The organism is Candidatus Symbiopectobacterium sp., assembly GCF_020054415.1.
GTDB lineage: Bacteria > Pseudomonadota > Gammaproteobacteria > Enterobacterales > Enterobacteriaceae > Symbiopectobacterium.
In genome coordinates this window covers 1-1907 of sequence record NZ_JAHWCO010000447.1, presented here as the reverse complement: position 1 = coordinate 1907, position 1907 = coordinate 1, and the positions used below count along the sequence as shown (strand labels likewise).

Below are 1907 nucleotides of genomic sequence, written 5' to 3'. Positions count from 1 at the left end.
TTTGTGTTTGATAATGGGATTGTTAGTATGAAGCATGAGAGTTACCTCGCGTTTTGTTTAAGGATCAGACACCCATATCAAAACCGGTAACTCTCAACCTTTCAAGGTCCAGTGTCAGATCTAGTCGCGACTAATACACATTAAAGTTCCCGACCTGACCGAACAGAAGTCGCAAGGTGTCGGTCATCTGCGCACCGTAGCGTCTGACCAGGTAGGTCATTAATGGCACAATGACCACGGTAATCATAGCCAAAGGAAGATGTACGGTAGCCATCAGGATAAAGGCACCAATAAAGTTCATGATGGCAAGAAACAAATCTTCCGGCCCTTGGTGGGCTACTTCGCCAACTTCTTCAAGATCTTTGGTTACATGGGTGATGATGTGCCCGGTTTTCACATTATCGAAATAGCGGAACGGCAGGTTTTGCAGATGCTCAAAAGCTTGACGACGCATATCGGTTTCGATCCCGACGCCCAGCGCATGTCCCCAGTAGTTGACGATCGCCATCAGCGCAGTATTGAGCAAGTAGACCAGCAGCAGAGCCACTGAGGCGAGTAAAATGAGTGACTAGTCCTGAGCCGGTAACAGCTTGTCGATGAATGCCTTGATGGCCATCGGGAAACCAAGCTCGAGTAAACCGGCGATGATGGCACAGCCAAAATCAAGAACAAACAGCCCCTTGTAGGGGGCGTAGTAAGCAAAAAAAACGCTTTAACATACAATACGATGAAATGAGTTAAATAAATGTGAAACGCACTATAACAGGTATTGTCCGCTGAAGGGAGTGCGATAAAACCCTACTGTTTTTGTGTCTCTCGCGTGGCCCACCAACAGACCAATGAGCCCAGAGTGATCATGGCGACACCCTGCCAAAAAGCCAAATAAGGCACCGTATGCAGCCAGAGGGCGGCCAGCAGCGTAGAGAAAACCGGCGTGAAATAAGATGCAGTCGCGAGCAATGTCATGTTGCCGCGCTGAATACCGGTATTCCAGGCTGAATAGGCGACGGCTGTCGATGCCCCCATAAACAGCAATTCTAGTCCGGTAGTGAGTGAAAACGCCATCGGCGGCCTGGCTGAGGCCGTGTATTGCACCTACAGCACAACGCTGACGGCGAAGAAGAACAAGGTATTGCCGCTTTTACCCCGCGCGAGGCGCTTGGTGATATTGCAATACAGCGCCTAGGAAATGGCGGCGGCGAAGGCCAGGCCGTAGGCCAGCGGGTTGGTCAGAATGTTTTGCCACATCACTAATGGCGACCAGTGGCTTTCGCCCTTCATCATCCAGACGATGCCTACCAGTGCGAGCGTGACCCCAATCCATAGCCCAAGGCTACTTTTTTGTTGGTTGATAAAAACTGCGAACAAGAGCGTGAGACTTGGTCAAAGGTAGTTGATCATGCCCATCTCCATCGCTTGCACGCGATTCGCGGCAAAGCAGATGGAGAGTGATAAGAAGATTTCGTAACAGACGAAGAGTAATCCACCGCCGAAAAAATAGCCTTTGGAAAAACCGCGCAGAGACGGGAATCCGGAGAACAGCACCAGAAAGAGCGTACAGGTGCTGTATATCATCGCCGCCCTGCCGACAGTACCGATGGCTTCGGTTAAACTGCGTAACAGGCCGACAGAAGTACTCCAAAGCAGAGTCGCTAACAGGCCTGCCAGCGTGGCGCGTTGTGGGGTCATATTCATGTTTATTGTCATTGTTCCAAAAGCAAACGGATGCCGTTTCCGACATCCTCGCAGCGTCTACTGCCTGCCTATGCGCCATCTATTGTTCCGGTGGTGTCCTTGAGTGTCCATTTTTCAGTTAAAAATAGAAATGTTAGCGCCATTTCTTGTCCGGTGTGATCCATCTAAAACCGTTGCAATCCGTGCCTAAAACGGGTACATATCCGGGTATC

Annotated in this window: 2 pseudogenes; both read right to left on the bottom strand. The window is 50.2% G+C overall.

From position 1 onward, the window contains the following. Positions 1 to 139: 139 nt before the first annotated feature. Positions 140 to 562: pseudogene (locus QZ506_RS12955) on the bottom strand (ABC transporter transmembrane domain-containing protein); the annotation flags it as partial. A 236-nt stretch (positions 563 to 798) separates the two neighbouring features. Beyond that, positions 799 to 1689 (bottom strand): annotated as a pseudogene (gene yddG / locus QZ506_RS12950) (aromatic amino acid DMT transporter YddG). Positions 1690 to 1907: the final 218 nt, after the last annotated feature.